Raw genomic sequence first — 22,726 nt, forward strand, 5'->3', positions numbered from 1 at the left:
CCCTCCCGGGTCCGGCTGCTAGCCTCGCGCTTTCATGAAGCGGGCTGTCCAGCAGGCGGTCAGGAAAGCAGAAAGTGCCTCTGACCAGCAAGAATGAGGATTGTCGAGGTCCTTGTTCCTGCCACCGCCGGAGGCACTTCCCAGGTGCAGCACTCTATCGGGTCCTACCCCCGCGTCCGTGTCCAGGACGACGGCCGCCAGGTCGTCTCCCAGGCCGGTTCGGTCCTGCTCGTCGAAACGGTCCGCAAGATCGGCCTTGACCAGGCCCTATCCCATGCTCTGGCTCCGTGGCGCAAGCCGCGGGCCGTCCACGATCCTGGCAAGGCCATCCTGGACGTCGCCCTGGCGGTCGCACTGGGCGGGGACTGCCTCGCGGACATCGCAATGCTGCGGTGCGAGCCGGCCGTCTTCGGACCGGTCGCCTCCGACCCGACCGTCTCCCGCCTGATCGACGCCCTCGCCGCCTCCGGCGAGAAAGCCCTGCGGGCCATCCGGTCCGCACGCTCCGAAGTCCGCAATCGCGTCTGGTCGTTGGCCGGCGAGAACGCCCCGGACGCCGGCGGTCAGGTCGTCATCGATCTCGACGGCGTCCTCGTGACCGCGCACTCCGACAAAGAGGACGCGGCCGCGACCTGGAAGAAGACTTACGGCCATCACCCCCTGCCGGCCTTCGTCGACCACGGCCCGGGCGGAACCGGGGAGCCGGTCGCCGCCCTCCTACGACCGGGGAACGCAGGCTCGAACACCGCTGCCGACCACATCGCCACCGCCCAACTCGCCCTCGCTCAGATTCCGAAGAAGTACCGGCAAGGGCGGCAGACGCTGATCCGCACGGACTCCGCCGGCGGCACCCACGACTTCGTGGCCTGGCTCGCGAAACGAGGTCGACGGCTGTCCTACTCGGTCGGCATGACGGTCACCGACGCGATCCACCAGCTCGTGCTCACGGTCCCGGCGTCTGCCTGGACCCCGGCCGTCGAGGTGAACAGCGAGATCCGAGGAGCTCACCGGTGACGTCCTTGCCGGCTGGCCGAAGGGCATGCGACTGATAGTCCGAAAGGAGCGGCCCCATCCCGGCGCTCAGTTGAGGATCACGGACGCGGACGGCATGCGGATCACGTGCTTCGCGACCAACACCCCCCACCGGCCGATCGCCGCCCTCGAGCTCCGTCACCGGCTGCGGGCCCGGGCCGAGGACCGGATCCGGGCCGCCCGGGCCACCGGCCTGCGCAACCTGCCACTCCACCGGGCAGCCCAGAACAAGATCTGGCTGGAGATCGTCCAGATCGCCCTCGACCTGCTGGCCTGGATGCCCATGCTCGCCCTCACCGGCAAGGCCCGGCTCTGGGAACCCCGCCGCCTGCGGTTCCGCCTGTTCTCCGCAGCCGCCCAGCTCGTCACCACCGGCCGACGCCGCATCCTCCGCCTCACCCGTCACTGGCCCTGGAGCAACGAGATCACAGGCGCCCTCGAACGGCTCGCCCTCCTGCCGAACCCCGATTGAACAGCAACTTTCCCGCCCCTACGAGAACACCAGCTCAGTCCGGAGCAGTGGAACCCGGCGCCCACCCGAGGCGACACCCGGGCCGCCGGCCTGCCCTCCACCAGCCACCAAAAATGAAACGGCCCACCGACTCCGTCGGCGGACCGTCATGCAAGATCGAGGCTAGAGGGGCGGTCGTCCGGCGACGGCGCCGCCGGGGTCGTCCAGGAGGGCGATGCGGGCGGTGATGCGTTTGCCGACCGGCTCCCGCCGCGCCTCGAAGCCCTGGGCGACGGCCATGACGATCTCCAGGCCGTGCTGGCCCACCCGTCCGGCGTCGGCGGCGCGGGCCACCGGCAGCACCGGATCACCGTCCCACACCATGATCTCGACCATGCCGCCGGTGATGCGCAGGTCCATCAGGACCGGGCCCGGTGCGTACTTGAGGGCGTTGGTGACCAGCTCGCTGACCACCAGCTGGGTCAGGTCCATGGCCCGCTGCGAGACGGGCAGGCCGTGCTCGGCCTGGACGCGGGTGAGGAAGCCGGCGGCGAGGTGGCGGGCGCGGGCGATGGACGTTCCGTCCCCTTCCAACGCCACCGGCGTCTGTATGGCCTGCTCCTCCGGTGCCGCGCTGTCCTCACCCACGGAGACTGGCTCCACCGCGGCCCCCCTTTAATGCCCCGTTCACACCCCGGCGCGTACCCGCGCACGCGCAGTACACGCTTTACAGGAGCTCATCGAGCAGGGCGCGGTAATGCGTCATGGCGCTGCCCAGCTGCTCGGTGGCGGCCTTGCAATCTTTTCGCCGTCTGGGAACCGGTCCACTCATCACATGCCGACGGCTCCCGCCCTGCGTACCAGCGTGGGAGCCGTCGGCATGTATGGATGTGTACGGCCTCACCGCCAGGCGTGACGGTGCGAGTGCCGGTTGCCGGCGATGAGGCGGTAGAGAGCGAGCAGAATGAGGGAGCCGACGATCGCGGCGATCCAGGTGGAGAGTTGGAAGAACCCGTCGATGGAGTCGACGCCGAAGACCACCTTGCCGAGCCAGCCTCCGAGCAGGCCGCCGGCGATGCCGATCAGCATGGTGATGATGATGCCGCCGGGGTCCTTGCCCGGCATGATGGCCTTCGCGATGGCGCCAGCGAGCAGGCCGATGATGATCCACGCGATGATGCCCACGGTGCGTCTCCGTCTCGTCGTATAAAGACTGCGTTAGCTCATCGGGTGTACCGATCGCCTCCGTCCAAACGTCTGCTCTTGATCGCAGACCTGGCGGCGGTGGCCGGAGCTTGTCGAGCAACCTCCGGGGGCAGCGAGTAGATGTGCTCCCCACGCTGGGGGCCACTGCTGTCCGTGTGGCCCGCAGCGGCAACGACGGTAAGGCCGCCGATTCGGCGCGCCATCGCGCCGGCGAACTGGACGACCCGGGAACCTGACGAGCCCGGCGTACGGCTGCGGTTCTACCTGGACCTGCACCAGGACGCCGATACGTAGGTCTCGGTCGGCATTGGCTGTGCTCGTGGGCCAGGCCGTGACCGGCCCCGACGCTGGAAATGCTCGGGAACTGTTCTGCACGATGGCTCTGCTCACATGGCAGAGCAGCGCCTCTCGAGCAGTTCGAGAGGTGATGGCGGCGTGGGATGTTCACGACCTCGTGGGCGCGCCGGGTCTGAGCCGCCACCCAACCGAACCAGACGCAGCCCGATACGCACCGACCCCGCAGAAAGGAGGAGCAGGTTCCACTGCCGAGTCCGCAGGGCCGGTGCATGACTCACGTACCCTGCGGCGCGTCCGATACGCCCGATCCCTCCCAACCGCCGCAAGGGGAGCGTCACTTTCTCACGCCAGTGAGCCCGGCCGTGTCGGCCGGGCTCACTCATGCTCGCGCGTGGCGCACTCCTCGCGCTGGACGTCTTTCGGCTACCAGCGGTACCAGCGGCCCCTTCGGCCACCGCTGTCCGCGGAGCGGACGACGAAGCCGAGCAGCCACACGATGAGCACGATCACCGCGACCCACCACAGCGCCTTCAGCGCGAAGCCCGCGCCGAAGAGGATCAGAGCCAACAGAAGAACCAGAAGCAGGGGAACCATCGTTATCAACCTCCTGGCCAACGAATGCCCTTACTTCAGCCCTACAAGCACACAAAGTAGGAGTTACTTTCAAGGACTGCGGGGCATTAGGCGCGCCGCACGCCCTGGACGGTTCCCCCTGCCTCGCACCTCACGCACCGTGGATACGCAGTGCATATCACTCAAAGCGATGTCATGGCCTTGGATTTACCCGGGCCGTGACGGGATCGCGTGTACAGCCGACACCCGTGGCCGGCAACCGAGGGAACCCAGCCACACGGCCGCTATCGAAAAGGCCGCGCTCGGGCCGAACGGCGCGCCGCCGCTGGGCGACGCGCACGAGGCCGGCGCCTCGCTGGGAATCAATCACATTCTCGGAAGTGAGTGATGCCATCGCTCCCTGAGGCGAGCAGTCGCCTCAACGAGTGGCGGGCCGCTGGCGGTTCGTTTCTCCGGTGAACTCCCACCCGCCATCCGGGTGATGCCGCTGACAGTATGCCCGCACCGGCTCGTCAGGGCCGCTACCTGTCTTGATCAGCTTCACTGCCGATCGAGAGAGATGAGCGCATGCATCCCTTCCACGCAAAGCTCGCCCTGGTCACCGCGGCGGTCGCCGCGCTGCTCGCCCCCCTCAGCTCCGCTCCCCCGGCTACGGCCGCAGCCGCAGCGCCCGCCACCCACGTGGCTGGTGCCCCGAGCGTGCGCCGGGATCTACCCGAGCCACCGCCGGCCGAGACCGTCCGCAAGGAACTCGGTGAACTCACCGTCGCCGCCCCGCACCCGATGACCGGCTACTCACGCTCGAAGTTCCCCCACTGGCTCGCCCAGTACGGCACCTGCGACACCCGCGAGGTCGTCCTGCAACGTGACGGCCAGGACGTCGTCCAGGACGAGCAGTGCCGCGCCGTCTCCGGCACCTGGGTGAGCGCCTACGACGGAAAGGTCTCCACCAGGCCGTCCACCGAGGTCGACATCGACCACGTCGTCCCCCTCGCCAACGGCTGGCGCTCCGGCGCCGATGAGTGGACTACCGCCAAGCGCCGCCAGTTCGCCAACGACCTCACCAACCCCCAGCTGATCGCCGTCTCCGCCAGCTCGAACCGGCAAAAGGGCGACCAGTCCCCCGACCAGTGGGCACCCCCGCTGCGCTCCTACTGGTGCACCTACGCGCGGGCCTGGACCCACGTGAAGTACGTGTACGAGTTGAACATCACCGAGCCGGAGAAGAACAAGCTGAACGAGATGCTGGGCACCTGCCGCGCATGAACACCAGCCCGGACACCGACTCCTACACCAGCAACGTCACCGCCGGCCCCGGCGGGGCGATGACCGACGACGTCGGCGTCATCACCGGCGACCTCACCGTCCGCACCACCCTCACCGGCGACCAGCGCAGCGCGCACGTCACCGTCCAGTACACGGGTGCCGACGAGTGGTACACCCTCACCGGCAGCCCCGCACCCATCCCAGAGGGAGGCCTCGCGGCCTACCACCGCGACCTCCTCGGACGCATCCGGCGTGGCCAGGGCGCCACCGCCACCTGACCTGACGCCATGGACAGCTCCAGCCAGCCTGAGGGCAGGCCGGAGCTGCCCATCAGGCGCTGCGCGGGCGGTGGCCCGTTGTCTTCTTGGTGGCCGTCTTCTTCGCCGCGGTCTTCTTGGCGGCCGCCTTCATGTTCGGCTCGGGCAGCTCGTGCACCTGCGCCGGGCCCGCGCTGGCCGTGCGGGAGGCCTTGGCCTTCTGCACCGACTCGTTCAGCGCGGCCATCAGATCCAGGACCTGGGCCGGCTGCTCCGGCTCGGGCGCTTCGGGCAGCGGCTTCTGATCACGTTTGGCCTCGATGATCTGGGCGATCGCCTCGGTGTACCGGTCGGTGAACTCCTCGCCCTCCAGCGCGTCGACAGTCATGCTGTCCATCAGGGCCAGCGCGCCTTCGATCTCGTCCTCGGACACCTCGGTGGGTGACGGGAGGAGCTCGGTGGGGTCGCGGATCTCGTCGGGCCACAGCAGTTCCTGCAGGAGCAGGGCGTCGCCGCGGACGCGGAGCATGCCCAGTCTCTCGCGGCCGCTCCACGCGTACTTCGCGATGGCCACCCTGCTGGAGCGGCGCAGTGCTTCCACGAGGAGCTTGTACGGCTTCGCGGCGACCTGTTGGCCGGGGGCGAGGTAGTAGCCGGCGCCCATGCGGATCGGGTCGATGTCCTCCATCGCCACGAAGGCGTCGATCTCGATCGCTTTCGCCGTCGGCAACGGAAGATTGCCCAGGTCCTCATCCGTAGCCAGGGGCTCAGTAGTTCTCGCGGGAAAACAACGCCAAGCCGTGCGGAAGCCTCTGATCTGGGCTGATCTCGGGGAAACGACGTGGTGACCACGAGCGGGTCGTAGCGAGACTGCCGATACGGCCCAGGCGGGAAGATCAGCGACGGGGGCCGTGAGAGGGCGGGCGGGGATCAGTGCTGCACGGGCCGACGACGGCGTCCGTCGGCTCAGAGACTTTGCCCGCCGGAGGCCTCGACCCGCTGGGCGGTGATCCAGCCCGCGCTCGGCGATGCGAGGGTGCGCACGGCGCCCGCCACGTCGGCGGGCTCCCCCACCCGGTCGAAGGCGTGGTTCGCTGTGATCATCGCGCGGTAGTCGGCGTTGTCGCGGATCATCCCGCCGGCGAAATCCGTCGCGGTGGCGCCGGGCGCCACCGCGTTGACCGTGATGGCCCGGGGGCCGAGCGCCTTGGCCGCGTACTTCATGTAGACCTCGATCGCGCCCTTCATCGAGGCGTACACCGAGTAGACGGGGTTGGCCACATACCGGGTCAGCCCCGTGGAGGTGAACAACACCCGGCCCCCGTCCGCGACCAGCGGTGCGAGCAGCTCGGTCAGCAGGATCGGACCCTTCACGTTCACCGCGTAGAGCTCATCCATGGTGGCCGCGTCGGTCTGTCCGAACGGCGTGTGCCCGTCGAAGCCGGCGTTGTTGACCAGCACGTCGAACCGGTCCCGGTTCCACTGCCTGCCGAGCGTGTCACGCAGCTCGTCGGCGAACGCGGCGAAGCTGTCGGGCTTCTGGACGTCGAGGTGCAGGGCGGCGGCCGAGCGGCCCTGTTCGGTCAGCTGCGCGACCACGGCCTGTGCCTCGTCGGGGTGTGACCGGTAGGTGAGGATCACGTCCAGGCCGTCCTCGGCCAGCGCGAGCGCGGCCGCGCGGCCCAGGCCACGACTGCCGCCGGTGATCAGTGCGATGCGGGTCATCGAGAGTCTCCCTGTCTGTGCGGACGCGCGATCACGCGCCGATGGTGGCGACGGCGTCCTGCCCGTAGTTGATGGCGTAGGCGTTCTCCACGCCCACCAGCACGTCCACCACCTCGAAGTAGTCATCCCAGAAGCGGGTCTCCCGCAACGCCTCGATGACCTGCTGGAATGAGTGGTGGTCGGGAGCTTCCCAGAGCCAGATGTCGCTCACCCGGGCCGAGTAGAACTCCGTGTCGTAGAACCGCGATCGCACCTGCACACCCTTGGCCTCGATGGCCGGCCGGATCTCGGTCCGCAGGACCTCGAACCGCTGCTCGGGTGTGAGGTCCAGCCAGCTGCGGGTGGTCCGCACCAGGATGAACGCGGTCAGGGAAGCTTCGAACGTCTGCGGCGCCATGGCTGCTGTCTCCTTTGCGGCGATGTCGTCCCACCCAGTCGAGCGGGACGAGATCCACGCTAGGGACCGGCAAGCTTTCGTGCCACGCAACTTTGACAAGTGCACATTGCGTACGATGCAACTATGACGGAACAGCTCGACCTGAACCTGCTGCGGGTCTTCGACGCACTTGTCGAGGAGGGCAGCGTGACCGCTGCAGCGGAGCGGCTGCACCTGTCCATCCCGGCGGCCAGCCGCGCGCTCGGCCGACTGCGGCGGGCCTGCGGGGACCCGGTGCTGGTGCGCGCCGGGCGGGGGATGATGCCGACGCCCTATGCGCTGCGCGCGGCGCCGCGGGTGCGCTCCCTGCTGGACGAGGCGTCCGCACTGCTGCACGCCGACCGGGAGGTCCGGCCAGCCGAGCTGCGGCGCACATTCACCGTCCGGATCAACGACGGGGTGGCCGCCACCCTGGCCCCGGCCTTGGTCGACACCGTGGCCGTTGAGGCGCCCGGGGTGGTACTGCGGTTCGTCGCCGAGCTCACCGAGAGCATCGAGGCGCTGCGGGACGGCTCGGTCGACCTGGACGTCGGGGTCGGCTCCTTCACCACGCCGGACATCTGCACGGCGGCGCTGTACCGCGATCGGATGGTGGCGATCGCGCGCGCGGGCAGCCCGCTGGACGGACCGGAGCCGCTGACCCTGGACCGGCTCTGCGCGCCGCACCACGTCGCCGCCTCCCGGCGCGGCCGGGCTCACGGCCCGCTGGACGACGTGCTGTCCGCCGCGGACCTGCACCGGCACGTGGCCGCAGTGGTGCCCACCCACGCGGCCGCGCTGCTGCTCGTCTCGTCGAGCCCGTACGCCGGACTCGTACCGAGACAGCTCGCCGAGCAGTACGGCCCGCCGCTGGGGCTGCGCTGGTTCGACGTCCCGGCCCAGCTGCCCGAGCTGCACGTACGCGCCGCCTGGCACCCCCGGCTCGACAACGACCCCGAGCACCGCTGGCTCCGCGACACCCTCCGCGAGACAGCCCGCGCCTCGTTGTCGCGGTGACATCGAAAGCCGGGGCAGGCGCCCCCGCCTCTCTTCGGCGATCAGGTCAACCACCCCCGCAATGGGGATGGTTGCAGTGTGGCAGCGGGGACTGACACCAGAGCGCGAATATGCCGCAGCGTCGGCGCAATCCGCTCGCTCCGGCACTCGCCCCGTCCCGGTTCATAGGGGCCCGCGCTTCTGCTACGTGGTCGTGGCAGTCTGGCGGCGCTTGGCGCGTTCGACCTGTCGCAGCAACAGGTCGGCGAACTGAATGATCTCGGCTGCCTCGATGGGGTCGTCGAAGTCGACGGTGCGGTGGCTGGCGGGATTCTTGTACGCGCCCATGGCACCGGCGAACAGCGCGGAGGCGGCTTCCTGCTCACCGCCTTCGGCTCCGGCGTCGGCGAGCGGGCCGCCGGCCTTGCCGTTCTGGTGCGGCTGGAACGCCTTGCGCATCAGCGGCACGCCGACCAGGGAGTTGTCGAGGCCGGACGCGTCCCGGACGGCGACTTCGACCGCCTTCATCGCGGCGAAGCACGCGGTCTCGTAGTCGCCCAGGTCGAAGTTGGTGCGCACCGTGTCTTCCAGCGCCGGGTGGAGCGGGCCGGTCAGCCGCTGGCGGGCCTCGAACCGCGTAATGCCCTGGGGATCCTTCGCCAGGTCCCTGCCGTCGCGGGACAGCTGGCGGAAGGCTTCCGACTGGCTGGGCACTCGGGACAGCAGCGCGTTTGCCTCCAGCCAGGCCCAGGCATCGGAGAGGCGGTCGACGAGTACCTCGGTGTCCGGCTCGTCCTGGAACGCCTGGCGGGCCGAGCCCATCGTTCCTCCGTACTGCAGGAAGCCGGTTCCGCTGGCGAGGTGCTGCAGGAGGAGGAGCGCAACGTCCCGGGTGGGCAGCTGCCGGATCTGTTCCGCCGGAACCGGCGGCGTGAACGTGTACCTCATGGGCGCACGCTACGGCGTGGCACCGACAGCCGAGTGCCGTACCTCGGCAGAGGGACACAGATGGGCCGAACCGGTGACGGCGCGCATCGGTGCTCGTCCTGCCGGGTGGAGGGTGAGGCCCGGCAACAGCCAGAGGCCCATCGGCAGGGAGCGGCACGTGGCGTACGAGGTGATCAAGGTGGAGTTCCGTACGGAGCTCCACGCCCGCTGGTCGGTGTTCTTCGACCACCTACGGGTGCCGTGGGCGTACGAGCCGGTGACCTTTTACGACAGCGCGGGCTCGCCACGCACGCCGGCGTTCTGGCTGCCGGAGCAGCGGATCTGGTTCACGGCGGAGGTGGAGGCCCCGGTGTGGTGGGGTCGGTTCGCCATGGCGGCCGCGGGCTGCGACGAGTGGTTCGGCGACCGAGACGAGGAGGCCGACGGATGCCCGCCGGTGGAAGTTCCGGAGGAATGGCACGGCAAAGCGCTACTGGCCGAGGGCCCGTTCTTCCCCGACGACACGGCAGGCGTCGACACGTGGGGCCGCCCCGACCCCTGGGACGGGCCGTGGCGGTTCCACGAGGCGAACGGGATGAGCGTCTACGACGACGAGCCCTACCAGTGGACGATGTGCCCGCAGTGCGGGGCCTTCGGCGCCGAGTTCTGCGGGTACGCCGAGCGGCTGCCCTGCGGCTGCCTCGATGACCGAGAGCACCACAAGGTCGCCGGCGGCAGCGACAAACGCCTGCTGGCCGCCTACCGGTCCGCGCAGCTCGAGCAGTGGCATGACGACGACTTCACAAACCCCCACGCGACCGTGCTGTTGCCCACCGTGCGCAAGGCCCTGGTCCATCAGCCCGGCGCCGCGGCCGCCGCCGCGAACTGCGCGGGCGAGTGCCGGTCGCTCGCCGAGCAGCTGCGCCAGGAGCTGTGTCCGCCTGTCGCTGAGGACAGCGAGGGCCTCGCCACGCTGTGTTCGGAGTGCACGGGGTTCGTGTGCGGGCAGTGCGGCGAACGGCCGGCCTCCGCGGCCGGTGTTCCGTGCCGGACGTGCGAGCCGGTCGTCCTGCTCACCGAGAACCAGGCGAGGCAGCGGCTCAACTGGAGGGTGGAGCAGCTCGCCGCCGCGATGGGCATCCACGGACGCAGGGTCAACGGCATCATCAACGACTCGATCGCGGTGAAGACGAGGTCAGGGATCTCTCTGGCTCAGCTCGGCGTCGCGCTCAGCAACGTCGAGCGGTGGCTGGAAACCCCGTCGTCCATGCCGACCGGGCTCCCCGCTCCTTCCTCCGAGGATCTCGACAAGCTGCATGGGGCCGAGCTGCGCAAGCTCCTCGCCACCTACGTAGGGCCGCTGGCGGGGGCGCTGCGCGAGCCCATCCCATTCGTCCAGACGCAGCTGAACGAATGGATGGGCGCGCCCAGCCGCGCCGAGGCAACCGACGAGCAGCTGCGCGACGCCATCATCCAGGCCCGGACCTGGATCGAGGACCCCGACTCATACCGTGCCTACACGCACCCGGAGCCGCCCGAGCCCGGCGGCATGACCGCGCCAATGCGCACGAAGACGGCCGTCGCTGACTCCTCCTGCAACCTGTGCACCGCGCCGGTGGTGGCCGGTGAACTCATCGGCCGGATGCCCCACCCGCGCCGGCCGTACGTTCCGATGGCCTGGCTGTGCGCCCACTGCCTGTTCGACCGGCGGGCCAAGCCCCGCCTCATCGACGTGCTTCTGCGGGTCTTCCACCACACCTTCAGCGGCAGCACCACCACACTGCTGAACACCACCGAGGCCGCGGTGCTCCTCGAAGCGCTGCTGAGGGGTCCCGCACCGGAAGACGACACGCACCTCCAGGAGGCGATCACCTCGCTCCGGCAGGGGGTCGACGCGCCGGAGCCCGTGATGGGGCTGAGTTACCGCCCGGCCCATGCCGCTGTGACCGCGCTGCACGCGGCGAGGCCGCAGGAGGCCGCGGCTGGTGACGCCGCCGTCCTCGCCGCTGTCGCTCAGCACCTGACCGAGTGGCAGCACAACCCCCAAGACATCGACCAGGCCCCCTACAAGAATCGCACCCTGTGGCGGCAGGCCGTCCTCGAGAGCACGCTCCCCCCCCACCATCCTGTCCCAGCGCGGCGGCCCCTTCTGGGTATGACGCCACCGGCGCCGTGATCTGCCCCGCCTGACCAACCTGGAGGAACACCCGATGCCGTACGACGTCACCCGCGACATCAACGCCGGCCCCCTCGTCCTTGCCAGCGTCCGCGGATCCGTAGGAGCCGTCTACTCCGAGCACCGCACGGACAAGCCGGGCTACGGCGCCGCCGTGGAGCTCCCCGCCGTGCTGGAACTCCTCGCCGCGATCGAGACCAGTCAGATCACTGCGGCCCAGGCCCAGGATGCGTTCGCCCCATTCCTCAACCGGCTCGAAGAGTACGACCGCGAGATGGATGACTGGGCCGCTCGTTACGAGTACAGCTGAGGAGCAGCAGCCATGGCCGACACCGAAAACTGGCGCACGCACTTGCTCCCGCTTCCACTGGAAACGGGAGCCCGACACTGCCGGAGCCACATCCCCACCCCCATGGGCAGGGGCTGACTGGTCTCCGCGGGCGGTCCTCGACTTGGCCCTCGGCTCCAGGCCGGCAAAACCATTGACCAGCCCTTTCGTTGAAGGTTGGATGGCGCTCCCAGCGATCAAGGGGGCGCCATGGCTCACGTATCCATCCAGCGCAGCAACGACCTGCCCTCCTGCTCCCGATGCAACGGCCCGCTCATCCTTGCCGCGCAGATGCCCCAACTCGATGCGTCCGGAAAACCGATCAACCTGGAGTTGTGCCGAACCTGCGATGCCGGGGACACCGCGGCTGGCGCTCTGGTCCGCTTCTTCTCCTCCGGCGCGGGCAACGACACTTCCCGAGCCAGGGAGGGTGCCGAACTCATCGTGGAGTTCCAGAAGGAAGTGATGGCCGCACACGGCTACCTCCTGATGGACAACTCGGCCCCCGGGTCCTCCGACTTTCCACCCCACATCGGAACGCCCCCCAAGGGCGTCGGCTGACCGCTTGCTCATGCGCGCGGACCGCGCGTCGGACGCAACTCATCACCGTCGGCCTGCGATGGGGAAGTCGAACGTCGGGGAAAGCCGTCGGGCGGCGCGGCTAGAGGTGGGCGTACCGCGTTGCCGGATGGGGCACCGGCCGTTGCGCCTCCTTGACTGGACACCGGGCTCCCGATGTCATCAGCTTGGGCAACGTGAACGCCCGGCCGCGCGATGGAAGAAGCCCCCACAGCTCCTTCGCCGAGGACCGGCCAGAAGTCTCACCGCTCGCACCACACCGACAGGACCACCGTACAGAGCGCTCGCCGCCGGGGGCCGGTCCGGCGCGGAAAAGCGATCATGCCCCCTCTGGCCGCCTTGGCCTTCACCGAAGACCGCCGCCGCAGCACCGGCGAATCCCACCAGGCCCTCTGCACACTCCTCGGGGAAAGCGGCCAAGCGCTCCCTATCCCCGCAGCCCGTCACCCTGAGCAGGCGCAGCTGGAGACCGCGGTCTTCCTTGCATGCTGCAAGATCGGCGGCCTCTCCGAGCACCCCCTGGGCATCGTCCACGTCCGACCCGAGGAAGATCAACTGTCGATCCGGGTCGTCAACGAGCCATACGTCGTCCACTACTGGGCTGAGTTCCTCCTCCCCCGCCTGAGCAGCGAAGACGCCTTGGACCCCCGGGACCAGGTCAGCGGCGTAGCCGGCCTCCGCTACCGTCGTGAAGGCAGCCAGATCTGCCTTCACCGGCCTGGAATGCCAGCCCGCATCATGCTGACCGGGTTCAATCCGTGGTGGTGGCAGCGCATCGCCAACCGGCTCGCCGCCGACTACGACCTGTTCCAAAGCGAGCCGGACTGGACACCTGTGGAGCGCGCCGCCTACCTCGCCACCGCAGCCACGTCCTTCGAACCCGCCTCCCTTTTCTCCCCCTTGCTTCGCCGAATCCGGGCGACTGCCGGGCCCGGCTCGATCAACAGCACCGACGCCTGGAGCGCCATCGGCGGGAACTTCCGTCTCGAGACGACCGATGGTCCTCCGTGCCCGGACCTCATTCGGCTCCTCGGGAACGGCCCCACCGGACTCGGCTGGGAAGTCAACGACAAGAGTTGCACCTGCCTGTGCGACGTGGTCCCCGCCGACGCGGGGGTGAGCCGTCATAGAACTGAGCGAGGAGCGTGACCGGCTGGTGGTCCCCGCCGACGCGGGGGTGAGCCGTGGGCGCCGTCCCCGCACACCCCGTGGAATTCATGGTCCCCGCCGACGCGGGGGTGAGCCGCCGGGTCGTTTTGCGTTCCACGCGCAGGTGCCGTGGTCCCCGCCGACGCGGGGGTGAGCCGTCCCCAGCCCGGTCCGCGTCACCCATACGGGAGTGGTCCCCGCCGACGCGGGGGTGAGCCGATGCCTGGTAGCAGCAGGAAGGCCAGGAGGTCGTGGTCCCCGCCGACGCGGGGGTGAGCCGTTCTCCATGTACGCCGGGTCCTGGCAGCGGCCGTGGTCTCCGCCGACGCGGGGGCGAGTCGTCACATCCCCCAGCGAGGAACACGTCGACAGCCGAGGCCGCGGCAAGGCGGCCCTGACAGATACCACAACGTCGGGAAGCAAGGTGAGGCAGTAACTGACCGCAACTCGGGACCCGCCAGCTCACACAGCTGCTCTCCGCCAACTGCCCGTGGCGACACGCTGGCCCGTCGCCACGGGGGAAGGCGACGGGCCAGGCTGCCCTCACAGTGCCACACCTTGTCTCGGACTGTGCAGATCGGCTAAAAAGACTCAGGCTCCTGCAGCCTTAAGGAGCGCCGGGAGAGATTCTCTCAGCCACGGACTGTATGTGTCCTGAAGACCATATCGGTTATAGAGCTCGTCGTAGTCTGAATTACTCGGCTCGCGGACTTCCTGGTGGAGTTCACTAATAGTCACCTCCCCATGAGGTGCAGTGAGATCATTTTCCGGATTAGCGCCACTGAACTTCTTTGGGATAACCCACCAATACGTTACATAGCGAGGCTTTCGGGTTATATTGAGAACCTCGCTGTCATAATGGATTCGCGCATGATGAGAAATGTACTCATCGCCAGGTTGGGCGACCCACAGAGGGGCGTCATGGAGGTGTTTCCCATCAACAGATGCAGTATCCCAGGAATAGTTCGGAATATAGTAGTCTGCGTCTAGATCCCCTCGATCTTCCCGTATTGCTGTCGCTGACGCCGTAACCTCAATTGAGTCGTATTTAGCTCCCGCAGAAAGTTCGACGACCTTCCTTTCTACGAATTCTTGGTCGGGATCCAGGGATCTCCCTGCGCGGAAGAACTCTCCAGCGCTAATCAGGTCCCTGCCCTGTACTCCTGTATGACGATAGAGGTCAGACATAGGTTCCCTTACCATGTCGTTCTTCCATTCCTGCAGCCCGTTTGGCCGTTCATTGAATTGGGCGGTTCGACCATAGACCGAGTATTGGCTACCCAGAATAGTGAAACCTACTTTGCCAGAGTTTTGATAGTGAAGCTCGACCGGCAGGTACAGGATGGTGTGCTTATTGTTCAGGCAGGGAGTGCCGAGCTTCGCGACGACGCGCGCCTGTACGGGAGAGGCATAGGGTAGATAGACCTGCGTGTATGCAAAATTTGAAGCAACCAAGAGGGCTGAGACTACGGCTCCCGCTGCGAAGCTCTTCGGGTGCGTTATGCGTTTCAGTATGTGGTTAGGTTCGAGTCGCATCAACGCCCACGCCGACCAGATGAATAGGCCTATCCAAAGCCAGAGATAGTGCGTGTACTCACCACCGTAGATTTGAACGGAAAGCAGAAGTGAGCTGACCAATAGTGAAACGAAAACGCCAACTAGAGTTATTATCCCTGAGTAGGGCAGCCGTCGCTTGCCCCAGTGATCAAAAACGACGGCTGCTGTAATTATCTCCAGTATGGCTGCGATTAGGAATAATGAGCCTTCGATGCGTCCAGTATATGTAAGTGCACCGAGGGCGTCCGTCACGCCGATCTTGAACAATATCCAAGCTGACGTGAGGGAGCCAATAACCATCAGGCTGGCAGCAGTTCGCCTTATCCCTGGGCGGTCTGGCCACTGGGAACTATCCCCTCCCTCCCAACGGATCTGTGTTCGGTCTTCAATCAGATCTCGCGAGTAGCCCAAACGGCGCAAGAGTATTCGCAATTCCCGTAGGGACCACACTTTCCCCACGCTCTCTCTATTGACGCTGACCTCTCGCAATCCGCGACAATCCGGGGCATGGACGACCAGCAGGGGTCGGTTCTTCATAGAGTCAGGCTGAGGGTCGCACGCAGGGGACGCATCTTGCGATACTCCTTTTGACTGTGCTGACGTCGCTGTGTCGCTCAGTCACAGGACGCCGGCCGCCAGAAGACCGGCGAACGGAGCTACAGGTCGAAGTGCAGCTGTTCGACGTCGATGAACTCCACCATGAGGCCGGAGGCACAGCCCGCCATCGCCAAAGTTACGTGTGCCCGAAGCCTTCAGCGGTGATGTCGCGCAGCTGCTGTTCGCTGGCGCCGGCCTGCTGGGCGTCGAGCAGTCGGGCGGCGTAGGCGGGTGGCAGGGCGAGGGGAGGCGGGCGTCGTCGGTTGTGCAGGGGCGGCGGTGGAGCCGAACCGGGCGCAGGTTTCGATGACCAAACCGGCGCTGGCGGCGGATCTGCTCGCGGATGCGGGGCTGCCAGCGGGCGCGCACGGCTTCGGCCAGGCGCTGGCCGAGGTCGGCGCGGGTCGGTGGATCTGGTCTCTGACGTAGCGTTCGACGGTGCACTAGGAGAGGCCGAGTAGCTCGACCACGGGCGGGTGCCCTTGAGCTGGCCGGACCAGGAAACGCATCTGCGCGTTCGCGGACTTCGGAATCGGGCGGGTGAATGCCCTCTTCACGGCGTGGTCCAGGCCGTCGGCGACCTGACCCATCGAGGGACTTCCCTTCAAGATCGGCTGTAGGGGCTTGTGAGGGAGGATCACCGGGCCTGGCAAGGGAATCCACGCCAGGCCCGGTGATAGGGCGGGAGATGGGCACTCAGGGGGCGTCTACGGGCCTGCAGGAGCCGATGTAGTGTCTGTAAGCACGTGAGAGCCGTCCAGACCGTTAACGCCACCAGCAGCCAGTGGCGCGAGATGCCCTCCGACTTCGGACCGTGGGCGACCGTCTACGGGCGTTTTCGCGTCTGGCGGGACGCCGGGGTCTTCTCCGCTCTCCTGGAAGGCGTGATCGCCGAGGCCGCCCGCCGGGGGCAGACGGACCTATCCCTGGTCAGCGTGGATTCCACCACTGCCCGCGCCCACCACGACGCGGCGGGGATGCACATCGGCAAGGACGTCATGGACGCCCTCGAGGAAGCCGCCGCCGAGCAGGAGCGGGCCCGGCAAAAAGGGGCGGCCCGCCGGAACAGAACGGACAGGCCGGCAGGGACGACCCGGATCAGGAGGAGCGACGGCGTATCAGGCGACGGCGCAAGCTCCGCTTGGATCAGGCCCTGCTCGGCAGATCCCGTGGTGGACTGAAGGGCAAGATTCATCTCGCCACTGACCGCAAGTGCCGTCCGCTGTCAACTGACTGCTCCAGGATGCGGCCGAACGGGGGAACGCGCACGCCAGTGGGCAGGACGCCTCACAGGCTGCACGGCAGTCGAGGCGCCAGTGAGCCGACTGCCCCCAGGGCGAGAGCCAGCACTGCTCGAGACGGCCGGCCCGGGGGCACGCGAGACGACAGCCTCTGCTGCACCGAGCACCAGGCCCTGATCAAGGCCCTGGGCAGCGTGGTGAGCGTCCACGACCACGCCCTGCCAGCCGCCCACGGAGTCGGTCCCCGCCCCGCGGCCCGGCTGCTGGTAACCGCCGAAGACAATCCCGCACACATACGGGCCGAGGCTTCCCTCGCCGTTCTCTGCGGAGCCGCACCGGTCCCCGCTTCCCGCCGGCCGCACCAACCGTCACCACCTCTAACATGGCGGCGACCGGGCCGCCAACGCCGCCGTCTACCGCATCGCCCTGGTCCGCATGTCCAGCGACGCCCGCACCCGCGAGTACATGTCACAGCAGACCGCCGCCGGCCGGACGAAGAGAGAGACAGGTCCCATCCCAGAAACTCACCCTCACCGCCGCCGCCCAGCCCCTCGGGGTCTGACCGGCCACACCTTCGCCCCTTCCCAGTCGGTTCACCCGTGCCGGTGACGCCCCTGCTGTCCGTACGGCCGAGCATGGGCGGCACACCTGCAGCACAGCACATGGGGTGAGGCATGCGCATGCTCTACGAATTCCGTGTCTCGTGCCCTGTTCCGCCGGAAGCGGCCAAAACATTTCCCGTACTCAGGGCGGTCTCCATCGCTGGGCAGACCGTCTTCTACGGCGTCGTGCTCGACCAGGCGCACCTGTTCGGGCTGATGGGCCGGTTCAGGAGGTGCAGACTGCCGCTGGCGGAGATGCAGCCGCTGGCCACGCGACCGCCCTGACAGCCACAGCAGCTGGTAGCGAGCACCGCGCCCAGTCTGGTCCTTACCAGTGCCCAGTCTGGTCCTTACCAGTAGTGACGGCGGCCGGCGACGGTGTGGCCCACCGAGCCCAGGATCCACAGCACGGCGCCGATCACGGCGAGGATGATGCCGATGGTCCACAGGATGGATATGCCGGTGACGAAACCGACGACGAGCAAGATGATGCCGAGGATGATCACGGCCGCCTCCCGCTGCCAGTAGTACTCCCTTCACTGTGCGCCTTCAGTAGTGATTTGTCCCACTGTGATGCATGCGAGGAGCATTGGCGGCGCCGCGTGGTCGGGCGGCTGGGGCCGGGGGTGTGCTGCTGTCAGCGGGTGGTGAGCATGCCTTCGCGCAGCCGGGCCAGGCAGCGGGAGAGCAGGCGGGAGACGTGCATCTGGGAGACGCCGAGGCGTTCGCCGATCTGGGCCTGGGTGAGTTCTTCGACGAAGCGCCAGTGGATGATCTGCCGGTCGCGTTCGTCGAGTGCGGCAATCATGGGGGCGAGGGCGTGGAAGTCCTCGACGAGTTCGAGGGTCTGGTCGTCGGTGCCGATGAAGTCGGCGAAGGCGGTCTCGCCGTCCTCGCTGGTGCTGATCGCGGCGTCGAGGGAGGCGGAGGTGTAGCCGTTGGAGGCCAGACGGGCCTCGCGGACCTCGTCCTCGGACAGGCTCATCAGCTCCGACAGTTCCTTCACCGTCGGGTCGCGGTCCAGGCGGCTGCGGAGCTCCTCGGTGGCGCGGGCGAGCTGGACGCGGGCCTCCTGCAGCCGGCGCGGCACGTGCACGGCCCAGGTGGTGTCGCGGAAGAACCGCTTGATCTCGCCGACGATGTAGGGGATGGCGAAGGAGGTGAACTCCACCTCGCGGGACAGCTCGAACCGGTCGATGGCCTTGATCAGGCCGATCATGCCGACCTGGACGATGTCCTCCATCTCCTGCGGCCCGCGGCTGCGGAACCGGCCGGCCGCGAAGCGGACCAGGGACATGTTCATCTCGATCAGCGTGTTGCGCGCGTAACTGTATTCAGGGGTGCCCTCTTCCAGGACCGCGAGCTGGTCGAAGAACAGGCGGGTCAGCTGCCGGGCGTCCTTCGGCGCCACGCGGGAGGGGTCGGCGACCTCCGGTAGACCACTTACGTCCGTGTCCGTCTTCGCCGCAGTCACTGTCGCCATGATGCTTCCCTCCCCTATCGCTGCACGCCGCCGGCCTGCCACGGACCGACGACCGCGCGCCTACCCCGGCATGCCCAGCCCATGCCCGCGATCTGAGGCGGGCTCGCCATGCTCCACAAAGCGGCGAAGCTGGCTGACGCGCCCGCAGGCCCATCACCCTGTCACCGAACAATGGGGCTGTCAGCGGGCCTGTACGGACTTCGGACTGGGCCCCGTACCTGGTCAACGGGATGCTGAGCCGGGATGCCGTGTCGGATCTTGATCCAGTCTGAACAGCAGGTCGAGTCCCATGATCTCCAGCACCCTGAGCAAGGTCGGGGACCGCGCGCCCGTCACAGCGAACTCCGTCCCGGCCCGGGCAGCGAGTTCTCTCATCTGTGCCAGAGCCCTGGCTCCTGCTCCGTCACAGAACGACACCGCGGACAAGTCCACCACCACGCGAGCAGGCCGGTGTACAAGGCACTGCTCGAGAAGGACTCCGACCAGATCATTACCGGTGAAGGTGTCCAGTTCCCCGAAGACTGCCATCGAGGTCACTTCACCGTCGCGGGCGACCAGGGTCGTGATCCCTCCGGCACCACTCATCTGCGGCCTCCCTCGCCAGCAGTGACAGAAACGGTCAGGGCACCGCCGGCCTCACGGCGGGCTGTCGGACAAGGAAGGGAGCCGGGCAGGTACACGGGCAGCCGGCCACCGGACCGGCACATCGCGGTAGCTGCTGCGGCGATGGACTCAGGCCTGTTCATCACCCTCGCCTGCCCCGGCAGACGGGACGCTGTCACGAACTGACGCTAGTGACATCCGTGACAAGTGTCTCTGAAAATCCTGGCCAAATCACCCAGCACCGACCGCACACCACGGCAGGGACTCTGAATCAGGGATGCCGGGCGCCGGGCAGGCAACAGACGATGCCTTCCATACCACGCCCACTGCCAGGCCAGACAACCTCCGTCGGCTGACGGTCGGGAAGTGTCGCCGGGACAGTCGAAACGGCCCAGGACTCCGAGACGCAGCTCGTACATCGCCCGCCCGCCGATGTCGAACCGCCCCGGCCTGAGGGTGCCGCGACTCGTCAATCGATGCTGCGTGAAAGCAGGAGGCGCAGGCGGCCCCCCCGGACAGGCGGGGCGCCCACGTGCGGTCACAGGCTGAGGTAGCAGCGCACCGTCGTGCCGTCGTCGCCGGCGTGTACGCGCACCAGATCGGACACGTAGTTGACCAGCATCAGGCCCCGGCCGCCCACCTGCCCGCGCTCTGGCGGGCGGCGGCCGGCCAGCGGATCACTAAGCCGGCCCGCATCACGGACCTCGATCACGAGCTGTCCCTGCTCGGCCCACATCGCGAGCGTCCCACGGCCTCCGCCGTGCACCACGCTGTTGGTCGTCAGCTCCGAGACCGCCAGCTCCACATCGACCAGCCGCTCACCGGCCAGGCCCAGCCGCGCGGACTGAGCGACAGCGAAATGGCGGACCCCCGGAAGGTCCTCTGCGCCGTAGGAGAAGACCGCGGCGTCCGGCACCCTCGGCAGCTCCTGGTTGTAGCGGGAGACGACCGCCTGCCAGTCGTAGACGTCGCTGACCCACTCACGGCCCTCCCCGCTGATGAGGGTCGGGTGGGTAACCCGCGCATCGGCGAGCACCTGCGGATCCAGCCGCACCTCGTCGTACGGGCACAGGATCGTCACCGCCCTGCCCTCGAAGGCGGCGTTGATCAGAGCCTCGTGCTGCGCGCACGCCGGGTACTCCACCGCGCTGCGCCCGGCCCAGATCGGCTCGCCGATGATCCGCACCCGCCCCTGCGGGTGTGCGTCGGCGAATCCGCGCAGCACCTTGGGGATGATCCGCCCGGGATTGCGGCCGGCCTCGGTCATGTCCAGGAACAGGATGCCCTCGGCATCCGCACCCAGCCCGCTCCTGATCAGTTCCAGGTTGGGGCCGGGCACCGCGACGGCCATCGGCTCGCCGTTGTCCAGCCCCTCGCGCAGGAACGACACCGTCTGCCGCGTGTACTCCTGATCGGTGCGATAGAACAGGGCAGGGTGCACGAACGCTTCATGGGCGGTCACCGTGCTCATCACAGAGCCACCTCAATCCGGTCCAGACCCGGCCAGAACAGCTCCAAAACCCGGGGCAACTGCGGCGGCGGATGCTCCACCACGACCCGTCCGCCCTGCAGGTTCATGGCGGTGACCGCCAGCGCGCTCACCCCGGCCACGTCGACGAACACCACCTCCGACAGCTCCACATACGACACACCCGCGTGCCGCCGGGCCAGCTCCGTAAGAGCCTGCTCCCAGGACGGACGCGTGAGGGCGCTGATCTCACCACGAGCACGTATCCCACAACGACCACCGGGCAACGGGCTCACCTCCAACGCGGCCCTGCCGGGCGTAACCGGGCCGGTTCCGCCCACCGCATGTGGGGCATCCACCTTCGGACTCCTTCACATCGAGCCACCTGCCAGCCGCCGGTAAGGGCAGGCGAAAACACTCCCCCAACGGGGGGAGTGTAGTCCGGCAGACAGACCAACCCCGGACGGCTGGACATCTCGTGAGCGACGCCCACGAATGGCTCCGCCTCGCCGGAGCCCAAAAGCCCGCCGTGCATGTGCTGCAGCTGGTCGGCCTCGACGCCATCCTCGACTGCCACCCCACCGTCGAAGAGGCCCTGAACACCTGACCGCCCTAGCCGGGATTGCCCGGCGCTCACGCCGCCGGGGGGCTCACGCGTAGTGGCCGGCTCAGGCCGGATGGTTGTCGGAAGACAACCGGGGCAGACGGGTGACGTCCGCTGTCCTCTGTGTCTTTCCCGGTGATCCGCCATGACCCCAATCCCCCATCCCCACCCTCAGTTCACGCGTTCGTCGGCCGACGAACTAGCGGCAGAGCTGGAGAAGGCGCGGATGGAAAACAGACAGTTACAGCAGGCTCTCGCCTCGCATGCCGTCGTCGACCAGGCCATCGGCGTCCTGACCGTCCTGGGACAGATTCCCCCGGGCGACGGCTTCATGGTGCTGCGGGAGGTCTCCCAGCACACCAACACCAAACTCACCCAAGTCGCTGAAGAGGTCGTCAAGCACGGCCAGGGCACGGCGCTGCCCGATGTCCTTCTCGGGGAGTTGCAGGCGGCGCTGGCCCGCCACGCCGCCCACCCGGGCCGCGGCCTTTGACGGGCGGGTGCCTCGCCGCCCTACAGGGGCGGCCGTCCGGCGACGGCTCCGCCGGGATCGTCCACCAGGGCGATGCGGGCGGTGATCCGCTTGCCGACCGGCTCCCGCTGCGCCTCGAAGCCCTGGGCGACGGCCAGGACGATCTCCAGGCCATGCTGGCCCACCCGTCCGACATCGGCGGCCCTCGCCACCGGCAGCACCGGGTCGGAGTCCCACACCATGATCTCGACCATGCCGCCGGTGATGCGCAGGTCCATCAGCACCGGGCCCGGCGCGTACTTGAGGGCATTGGTGACCAGCTCGCTGACCACCAGCTGGGTCAGGTCCATCGCCCGCTGCGAGACCGGCAGTCCGTGCTCGGCCTGGACGCGCGTGAGGAAACCGGCCGCGAGATGGCGGGCGCGGGCGATGGACGTTCCGTCCCCTTCCAGGGCGGCCGCGGTCCGTATGGCGTGCCCATCCGGTACCGCACTGTCCTCACCCACGGAGACTGGCTCCATCGCGGCCCCCCTTTAACTCCCCGTTCACACCCCCGCGCGTACCCGCACATGCCTAGCACACGCTTTTAGAGGGCATTTGATCTAAGCGAATTGCCCTTTCTGTTCCAGTAAGTCCCTCGCCAGGTTGGTGTCGTCTCGTCCGTTATGCGCTTGGCGAGGTTGTCGATCGAGGCGACGTGGATCATAGCCTCGGAGCTGGCC

26 protein-coding genes, 2 pseudogenes and 1 CRISPR repeat array are annotated in these 22,726 nt (G+C 68.0%); of the genes and pseudogenes, 13 read left to right on the forward strand and 15 right to left on the reverse strand.

From position 1 onward, the window contains the following. Nucleotides 1-144: 144 nt before the first annotated feature. Nucleotides 145-1,504: pseudogene (locus tag ACFYMM_RS41615) on the forward strand (IS1380 family transposase). 162 nt (nt 1,505-1,666) lie between these two features. Here ACFYMM_RS41615 and ACFYMM_RS41620 read toward each other — a convergent pair. Beyond that, nucleotides 1,667-2,131: an ATP-binding protein gene (locus tag ACFYMM_RS41620; protein ID WP_388397398.1), complete on the reverse strand. Its 465-nt coding sequence runs from the start codon at nt 2,129-2,131 to the stop codon at nt 1,667-1,669. 252 nt (nt 2,132-2,383) lie between these two features. Continuing rightward, nucleotides 2,384-2,668, reverse strand: a complete 285-nt coding sequence (locus tag ACFYMM_RS41625) for a GlsB/YeaQ/YmgE family stress response membrane protein (protein ID WP_388397401.1) — start codon at nt 2,666-2,668, stop codon at nt 2,384-2,386. A 141-nt stretch (nt 2,669-2,809) separates the two neighbouring features. Between ACFYMM_RS41625 and ACFYMM_RS41630 the strand changes: the two genes are divergently transcribed. After that, nucleotides 2,810-2,983, forward strand: a complete 174-nt coding sequence (locus ACFYMM_RS41630) for a DUF6207 family protein (protein ID WP_388397404.1) — start codon at nt 2,810-2,812, stop codon at nt 2,981-2,983. Nucleotides 2,984-3,409: 426 nt separating this feature from the next. Here ACFYMM_RS41630 and ACFYMM_RS41635 read toward each other — a convergent pair whose 3' ends face one another. Continuing rightward, the gene (locus ACFYMM_RS41635) at nt 3,410-3,580 is read right to left on the reverse strand and encodes a hydrophobic protein (protein WP_388397407.1); all 171 of its coding nucleotides are present in this window, start codon (nt 3,578-3,580) and stop codon (nt 3,410-3,412) included. 546 nt (nt 3,581-4,126) lie between these two features. On the opposite strand from ACFYMM_RS41635, the gene ACFYMM_RS41640 reads away from it, so the two are divergent. Together ACFYMM_RS41640 and ACFYMM_RS41645 are read left to right on the forward strand one after the other, a co-directional pair. Further along, entirely contained in the window at nt 4,127-4,825 is a 699-nt protein-coding gene (locus ACFYMM_RS41640; protein WP_388397409.1) for an HNH endonuclease family protein, read from the forward strand. Next, complete coding sequence (locus ACFYMM_RS41645; protein WP_388397412.1) at nt 4,822-5,103, forward strand: hypothetical protein; 282 nt, start codon at nt 4,822-4,824, stop codon at nt 5,101-5,103. The genes ACFYMM_RS41640 and ACFYMM_RS41645 overlap by 4 nt, the downstream gene beginning before the upstream one ends. A gap of 52 nt (nt 5,104-5,155) precedes the next feature. Here the strand turns inward: ACFYMM_RS41645 and ACFYMM_RS41650 are convergent, their stop codons facing one another. From ACFYMM_RS41650 to ACFYMM_RS41660, 3 genes are read right to left on the reverse strand one after another with little or no spacing between them, the layout of a single operon-like run. Then, complete coding sequence (locus tag ACFYMM_RS41650) at nt 5,156-6,112, reverse strand: Ku protein (protein ID WP_388397457.1); 957 nt, start codon at nt 6,110-6,112, stop codon at nt 5,156-5,158. Beyond that, nucleotides 6,049-6,807 (reverse strand): SDR family NAD(P)-dependent oxidoreductase, encoded by a 759-nt coding sequence (locus tag ACFYMM_RS41655; RefSeq protein WP_388397415.1) that lies wholly within the window; start codon nt 6,805-6,807, stop codon nt 6,049-6,051. Before ACFYMM_RS41655 ends, ACFYMM_RS41650 begins: the two co-directional genes overlap by 64 nt. A gap of 31 nt (nt 6,808-6,838) precedes the next feature. Beyond that, nucleotides 6,839-7,204, reverse strand: a complete 366-nt coding sequence (locus ACFYMM_RS41660; protein WP_388397418.1) for a darcynin family protein — start codon at nt 7,202-7,204, stop codon at nt 6,839-6,841. Nucleotides 7,205-7,327: 123 nt separating this feature from the next. On the opposite strand from ACFYMM_RS41660, the gene ACFYMM_RS41665 reads away from it, so the two are divergent. Then, nucleotides 7,328-8,239, forward strand: a complete 912-nt coding sequence (locus tag ACFYMM_RS41665; RefSeq protein ID WP_388397421.1) for a LysR family transcriptional regulator — start codon at nt 7,328-7,330, stop codon at nt 8,237-8,239. A gap of 183 nt (nt 8,240-8,422) precedes the next feature. On the opposite strand, the gene ACFYMM_RS41670 is transcribed toward ACFYMM_RS41665, so the two are convergent. Next, the gene (locus tag ACFYMM_RS41670) at nt 8,423-9,166 is read right to left on the reverse strand and encodes a TIGR02391 family protein (RefSeq protein ID WP_388397424.1); all 744 of its coding nucleotides are present in this window, start codon (nt 9,164-9,166) and stop codon (nt 8,423-8,425) included. A gap of 157 nt (nt 9,167-9,323) precedes the next feature. Between ACFYMM_RS41670 and ACFYMM_RS41675 the strand changes: the two genes are divergently transcribed. The 3 genes from ACFYMM_RS41675 (at nt 9,324) to ACFYMM_RS41685 (ending at nt 12,210) form a co-directional block, all read left to right on the forward strand. Beyond that, nucleotides 9,324-11,321: a hypothetical protein gene (locus ACFYMM_RS41675; protein ID WP_388397427.1), complete on the forward strand. Its 1,998-nt coding sequence runs from the start codon at nt 9,324-9,326 to the stop codon at nt 11,319-11,321. A 34-nt stretch (nt 11,322-11,355) separates the two neighbouring features. Then, the gene (locus ACFYMM_RS41680; protein WP_388397429.1) at nt 11,356-11,631 is read left to right on the forward strand and encodes a hypothetical protein; all 276 of its coding nucleotides are present in this window, start codon (nt 11,356-11,358) and stop codon (nt 11,629-11,631) included. Between the two features lie 228 nt (nt 11,632-11,859). Then, on the forward strand, nt 11,860-12,210 hold the full coding sequence (locus tag ACFYMM_RS41685; RefSeq protein WP_388397431.1) for a DUF6300 family protein: 351 nt from the start codon (nt 11,860-11,862) through the stop codon (nt 12,208-12,210). A 1,113-nt stretch (nt 12,211-13,323) separates the two neighbouring features. Then, nucleotides 13,324-13,718: a CRISPR direct-repeat array (repeat unit 29 nt; unit sequence GTGGTCCCCGCCGACGCGGGGGTGAGCCG). Nucleotides 13,719-13,968: 250 nt separating this feature from the next. Here ACFYMM_RS41685 and ACFYMM_RS41690 read toward each other — a convergent pair. Then, nucleotides 13,969-15,186 carry a hypothetical protein gene (locus tag ACFYMM_RS41690; protein WP_388397433.1) on the reverse strand — a complete coding sequence of 406 codons (1,218 nt, stop codon included), beginning with the start codon at nt 15,184-15,186 and terminating at the stop codon, nt 13,969-13,971. A gap of 133 nt (nt 15,187-15,319) precedes the next feature. Beyond that, the gene (locus ACFYMM_RS41695; RefSeq protein WP_388397460.1) at nt 15,320-15,382 is read right to left on the reverse strand and encodes a QVPTGV class sortase B protein-sorting domain-containing protein; all 63 of its coding nucleotides are present in this window, start codon (nt 15,380-15,382) and stop codon (nt 15,320-15,322) included. A 428-nt stretch (nt 15,383-15,810) separates the two neighbouring features. Between ACFYMM_RS41695 and ACFYMM_RS41700 the strand changes: the two genes are divergently transcribed. The 3 genes and pseudogenes from ACFYMM_RS41700 to ACFYMM_RS41710 all read left to right on the forward strand — a co-directional run bounded on the left by ACFYMM_RS41700 (nt 15,811) and on the right by ACFYMM_RS41710 (nt 17,659). Then, on the forward strand, nt 15,811-15,960 hold the full coding sequence (locus ACFYMM_RS41700; RefSeq protein ID WP_388397435.1) for a hypothetical protein: 150 nt from the start codon (nt 15,811-15,813) through the stop codon (nt 15,958-15,960). A gap of 344 nt (nt 15,961-16,304) precedes the next feature. Next, nucleotides 16,305-16,759, forward strand: a pseudogene (locus ACFYMM_RS41705) (transposase); the annotation flags it as partial. Between the two features lie 693 nt (nt 16,760-17,452). Beyond that, the gene (locus ACFYMM_RS41710; RefSeq protein WP_388397436.1) at nt 17,453-17,659 is read left to right on the forward strand and encodes a hypothetical protein; all 207 of its coding nucleotides are present in this window, start codon (nt 17,453-17,455) and stop codon (nt 17,657-17,659) included. A 65-nt stretch (nt 17,660-17,724) separates the two neighbouring features. Here ACFYMM_RS41710 and ACFYMM_RS41715 read toward each other — a convergent pair whose 3' ends face one another. From ACFYMM_RS41715 to ACFYMM_RS41735, 5 genes are all read right to left on the reverse strand, one after another. After that, complete coding sequence (locus tag ACFYMM_RS41715) at nt 17,725-17,880, reverse strand: DUF6131 family protein (RefSeq protein WP_388397438.1); 156 nt, start codon at nt 17,878-17,880, stop codon at nt 17,725-17,727. A 131-nt stretch (nt 17,881-18,011) separates the two neighbouring features. Next, nucleotides 18,012-18,857, reverse strand: coding sequence for an RNA polymerase sigma factor SigF (locus ACFYMM_RS41720; RefSeq protein ID WP_388397441.1), 846 nt, complete (start codon nt 18,855-18,857; stop codon nt 18,012-18,014). Nucleotides 18,858-19,079: 222 nt separating this feature from the next. Then, complete coding sequence (locus ACFYMM_RS41725) at nt 19,080-19,442, reverse strand: STAS domain-containing protein (RefSeq protein ID WP_388397442.1); 363 nt, start codon at nt 19,440-19,442, stop codon at nt 19,080-19,082. Nucleotides 19,443-19,998: 556 nt separating this feature from the next. Beyond that, nucleotides 19,999-20,931, reverse strand: a complete 933-nt coding sequence (locus ACFYMM_RS41730) for an anti-sigma factor RsbA family regulatory protein (RefSeq protein WP_388397445.1) — start codon at nt 20,929-20,931, stop codon at nt 19,999-20,001. Further along, on the reverse strand, nt 20,931-21,287 hold the full coding sequence (locus ACFYMM_RS41735; RefSeq protein ID WP_388397448.1) for an STAS domain-containing protein: 357 nt from the start codon (nt 21,285-21,287) through the stop codon (nt 20,931-20,933). The genes ACFYMM_RS41730 and ACFYMM_RS41735 overlap by 1 nt, the downstream gene beginning before the upstream one ends. A 119-nt stretch (nt 21,288-21,406) precedes the next feature. On the opposite strand from ACFYMM_RS41735, the gene ACFYMM_RS41740 reads away from it, so the two are divergent. Further along, the gene (locus ACFYMM_RS41740; RefSeq protein ID WP_388397451.1) at nt 21,407-21,535 is read left to right on the forward strand and encodes a hypothetical protein; all 129 of its coding nucleotides are present in this window, start codon (nt 21,407-21,409) and stop codon (nt 21,533-21,535) included. Between the two features lie 223 nt (nt 21,536-21,758). Then, the gene (locus ACFYMM_RS41745; protein WP_388397454.1) at nt 21,759-22,025 is read left to right on the forward strand and encodes an ANTAR domain-containing protein; all 267 of its coding nucleotides are present in this window, start codon (nt 21,759-21,761) and stop codon (nt 22,023-22,025) included. A 20-nt stretch (nt 22,026-22,045) separates the two neighbouring features. Here the strand turns inward: ACFYMM_RS41745 and ACFYMM_RS41750 are convergent, their stop codons facing one another. Then, nucleotides 22,046-22,525 carry an ATP-binding protein gene (locus tag ACFYMM_RS41750; RefSeq protein WP_388397456.1) on the reverse strand — a complete coding sequence of 160 codons (480 nt, stop codon included), beginning with the start codon at nt 22,523-22,525 and terminating at the stop codon, nt 22,046-22,048. Between the last annotated feature and the right edge of the window lie 201 nt (nt 22,526-22,726).

Origin of the sequence: Streptomyces sp. NPDC006739 (assembly GCF_042869815.1) — a bacterium.
In the GTDB taxonomy this organism is placed as follows: domain Bacteria; phylum Actinomycetota; class Actinomycetes; order Streptomycetales; family Streptomycetaceae; genus Streptomyces.

Excerpts from the sequence above, each read along its gene's own strand:
- ACFYMM_RS41630 (WP_388397404.1), top strand. The coding sequence starts at position 2,810 with ATGTGCTCCCCACGCTGGGGGCCACTGCTGTCCGTGTGGCCCGCAGCG.
- ACFYMM_RS41635 (WP_388397407.1), bottom strand. The coding sequence starts at position 3,580 with ATGGTTCCCCTGCTTCTGGTTCTTCTGTTGGCTCTGATCCTCTTCGGC.
- ACFYMM_RS41640 (WP_388397409.1), top strand. The coding sequence starts at position 4,127 with ATGCATCCCTTCCACGCAAAGCTCGCCCTGGTCACCGCGGCGGTCGCC.
- ACFYMM_RS41645 (WP_388397412.1), top strand. The coding sequence starts at position 4,822 with ATGAACACCAGCCCGGACACCGACTCCTACACCAGCAACGTCACCGCC.
- ACFYMM_RS41655 (WP_388397415.1), bottom strand. The coding sequence starts at position 6,807 with ATGACCCGCATCGCACTGATCACCGGCGGCAGTCGTGGCCTGGGCCGC.
- ACFYMM_RS41660 (WP_388397418.1), bottom strand. The coding sequence starts at position 7,204 with ATGGCGCCGCAGACGTTCGAAGCTTCCCTGACCGCGTTCATCCTGGTG.
- ACFYMM_RS41665 (WP_388397421.1), top strand. The coding sequence starts at position 7,328 with ATGACGGAACAGCTCGACCTGAACCTGCTGCGGGTCTTCGACGCACTT.
- ACFYMM_RS41670 (WP_388397424.1), bottom strand. The coding sequence starts at position 9,166 with ATGAGGTACACGTTCACGCCGCCGGTTCCGGCGGAACAGATCCGGCAG.
- ACFYMM_RS41680 (WP_388397429.1), top strand. The coding sequence starts at position 11,356 with ATGCCGTACGACGTCACCCGCGACATCAACGCCGGCCCCCTCGTCCTT.
- ACFYMM_RS41685 (WP_388397431.1), top strand. The coding sequence starts at position 11,860 with ATGGCTCACGTATCCATCCAGCGCAGCAACGACCTGCCCTCCTGCTCC.
- ACFYMM_RS41710 (WP_388397436.1), top strand. The coding sequence starts at position 17,453 with ATGCTCTACGAATTCCGTGTCTCGTGCCCTGTTCCGCCGGAAGCGGCC.
- ACFYMM_RS41720 (WP_388397441.1), bottom strand. The coding sequence starts at position 18,857 with ATGGCGACAGTGACTGCGGCGAAGACGGACACGGACGTAAGTGGTCTA.
- ACFYMM_RS41725 (WP_388397442.1), bottom strand. The coding sequence starts at position 19,442 with ATGAGTGGTGCCGGAGGGATCACGACCCTGGTCGCCCGCGACGGTGAA.
- ACFYMM_RS41730 (WP_388397445.1), bottom strand. The coding sequence starts at position 20,931 with ATGAGCACGGTGACCGCCCATGAAGCGTTCGTGCACCCTGCCCTGTTC.
- ACFYMM_RS41745 (WP_388397454.1), top strand. The coding sequence starts at position 21,759 with ATGGAAAACAGACAGTTACAGCAGGCTCTCGCCTCGCATGCCGTCGTC.
- ACFYMM_RS41750 (WP_388397456.1), bottom strand. The coding sequence starts at position 22,525 with ATGGAGCCAGTCTCCGTGGGTGAGGACAGTGCGGTACCGGATGGGCAC.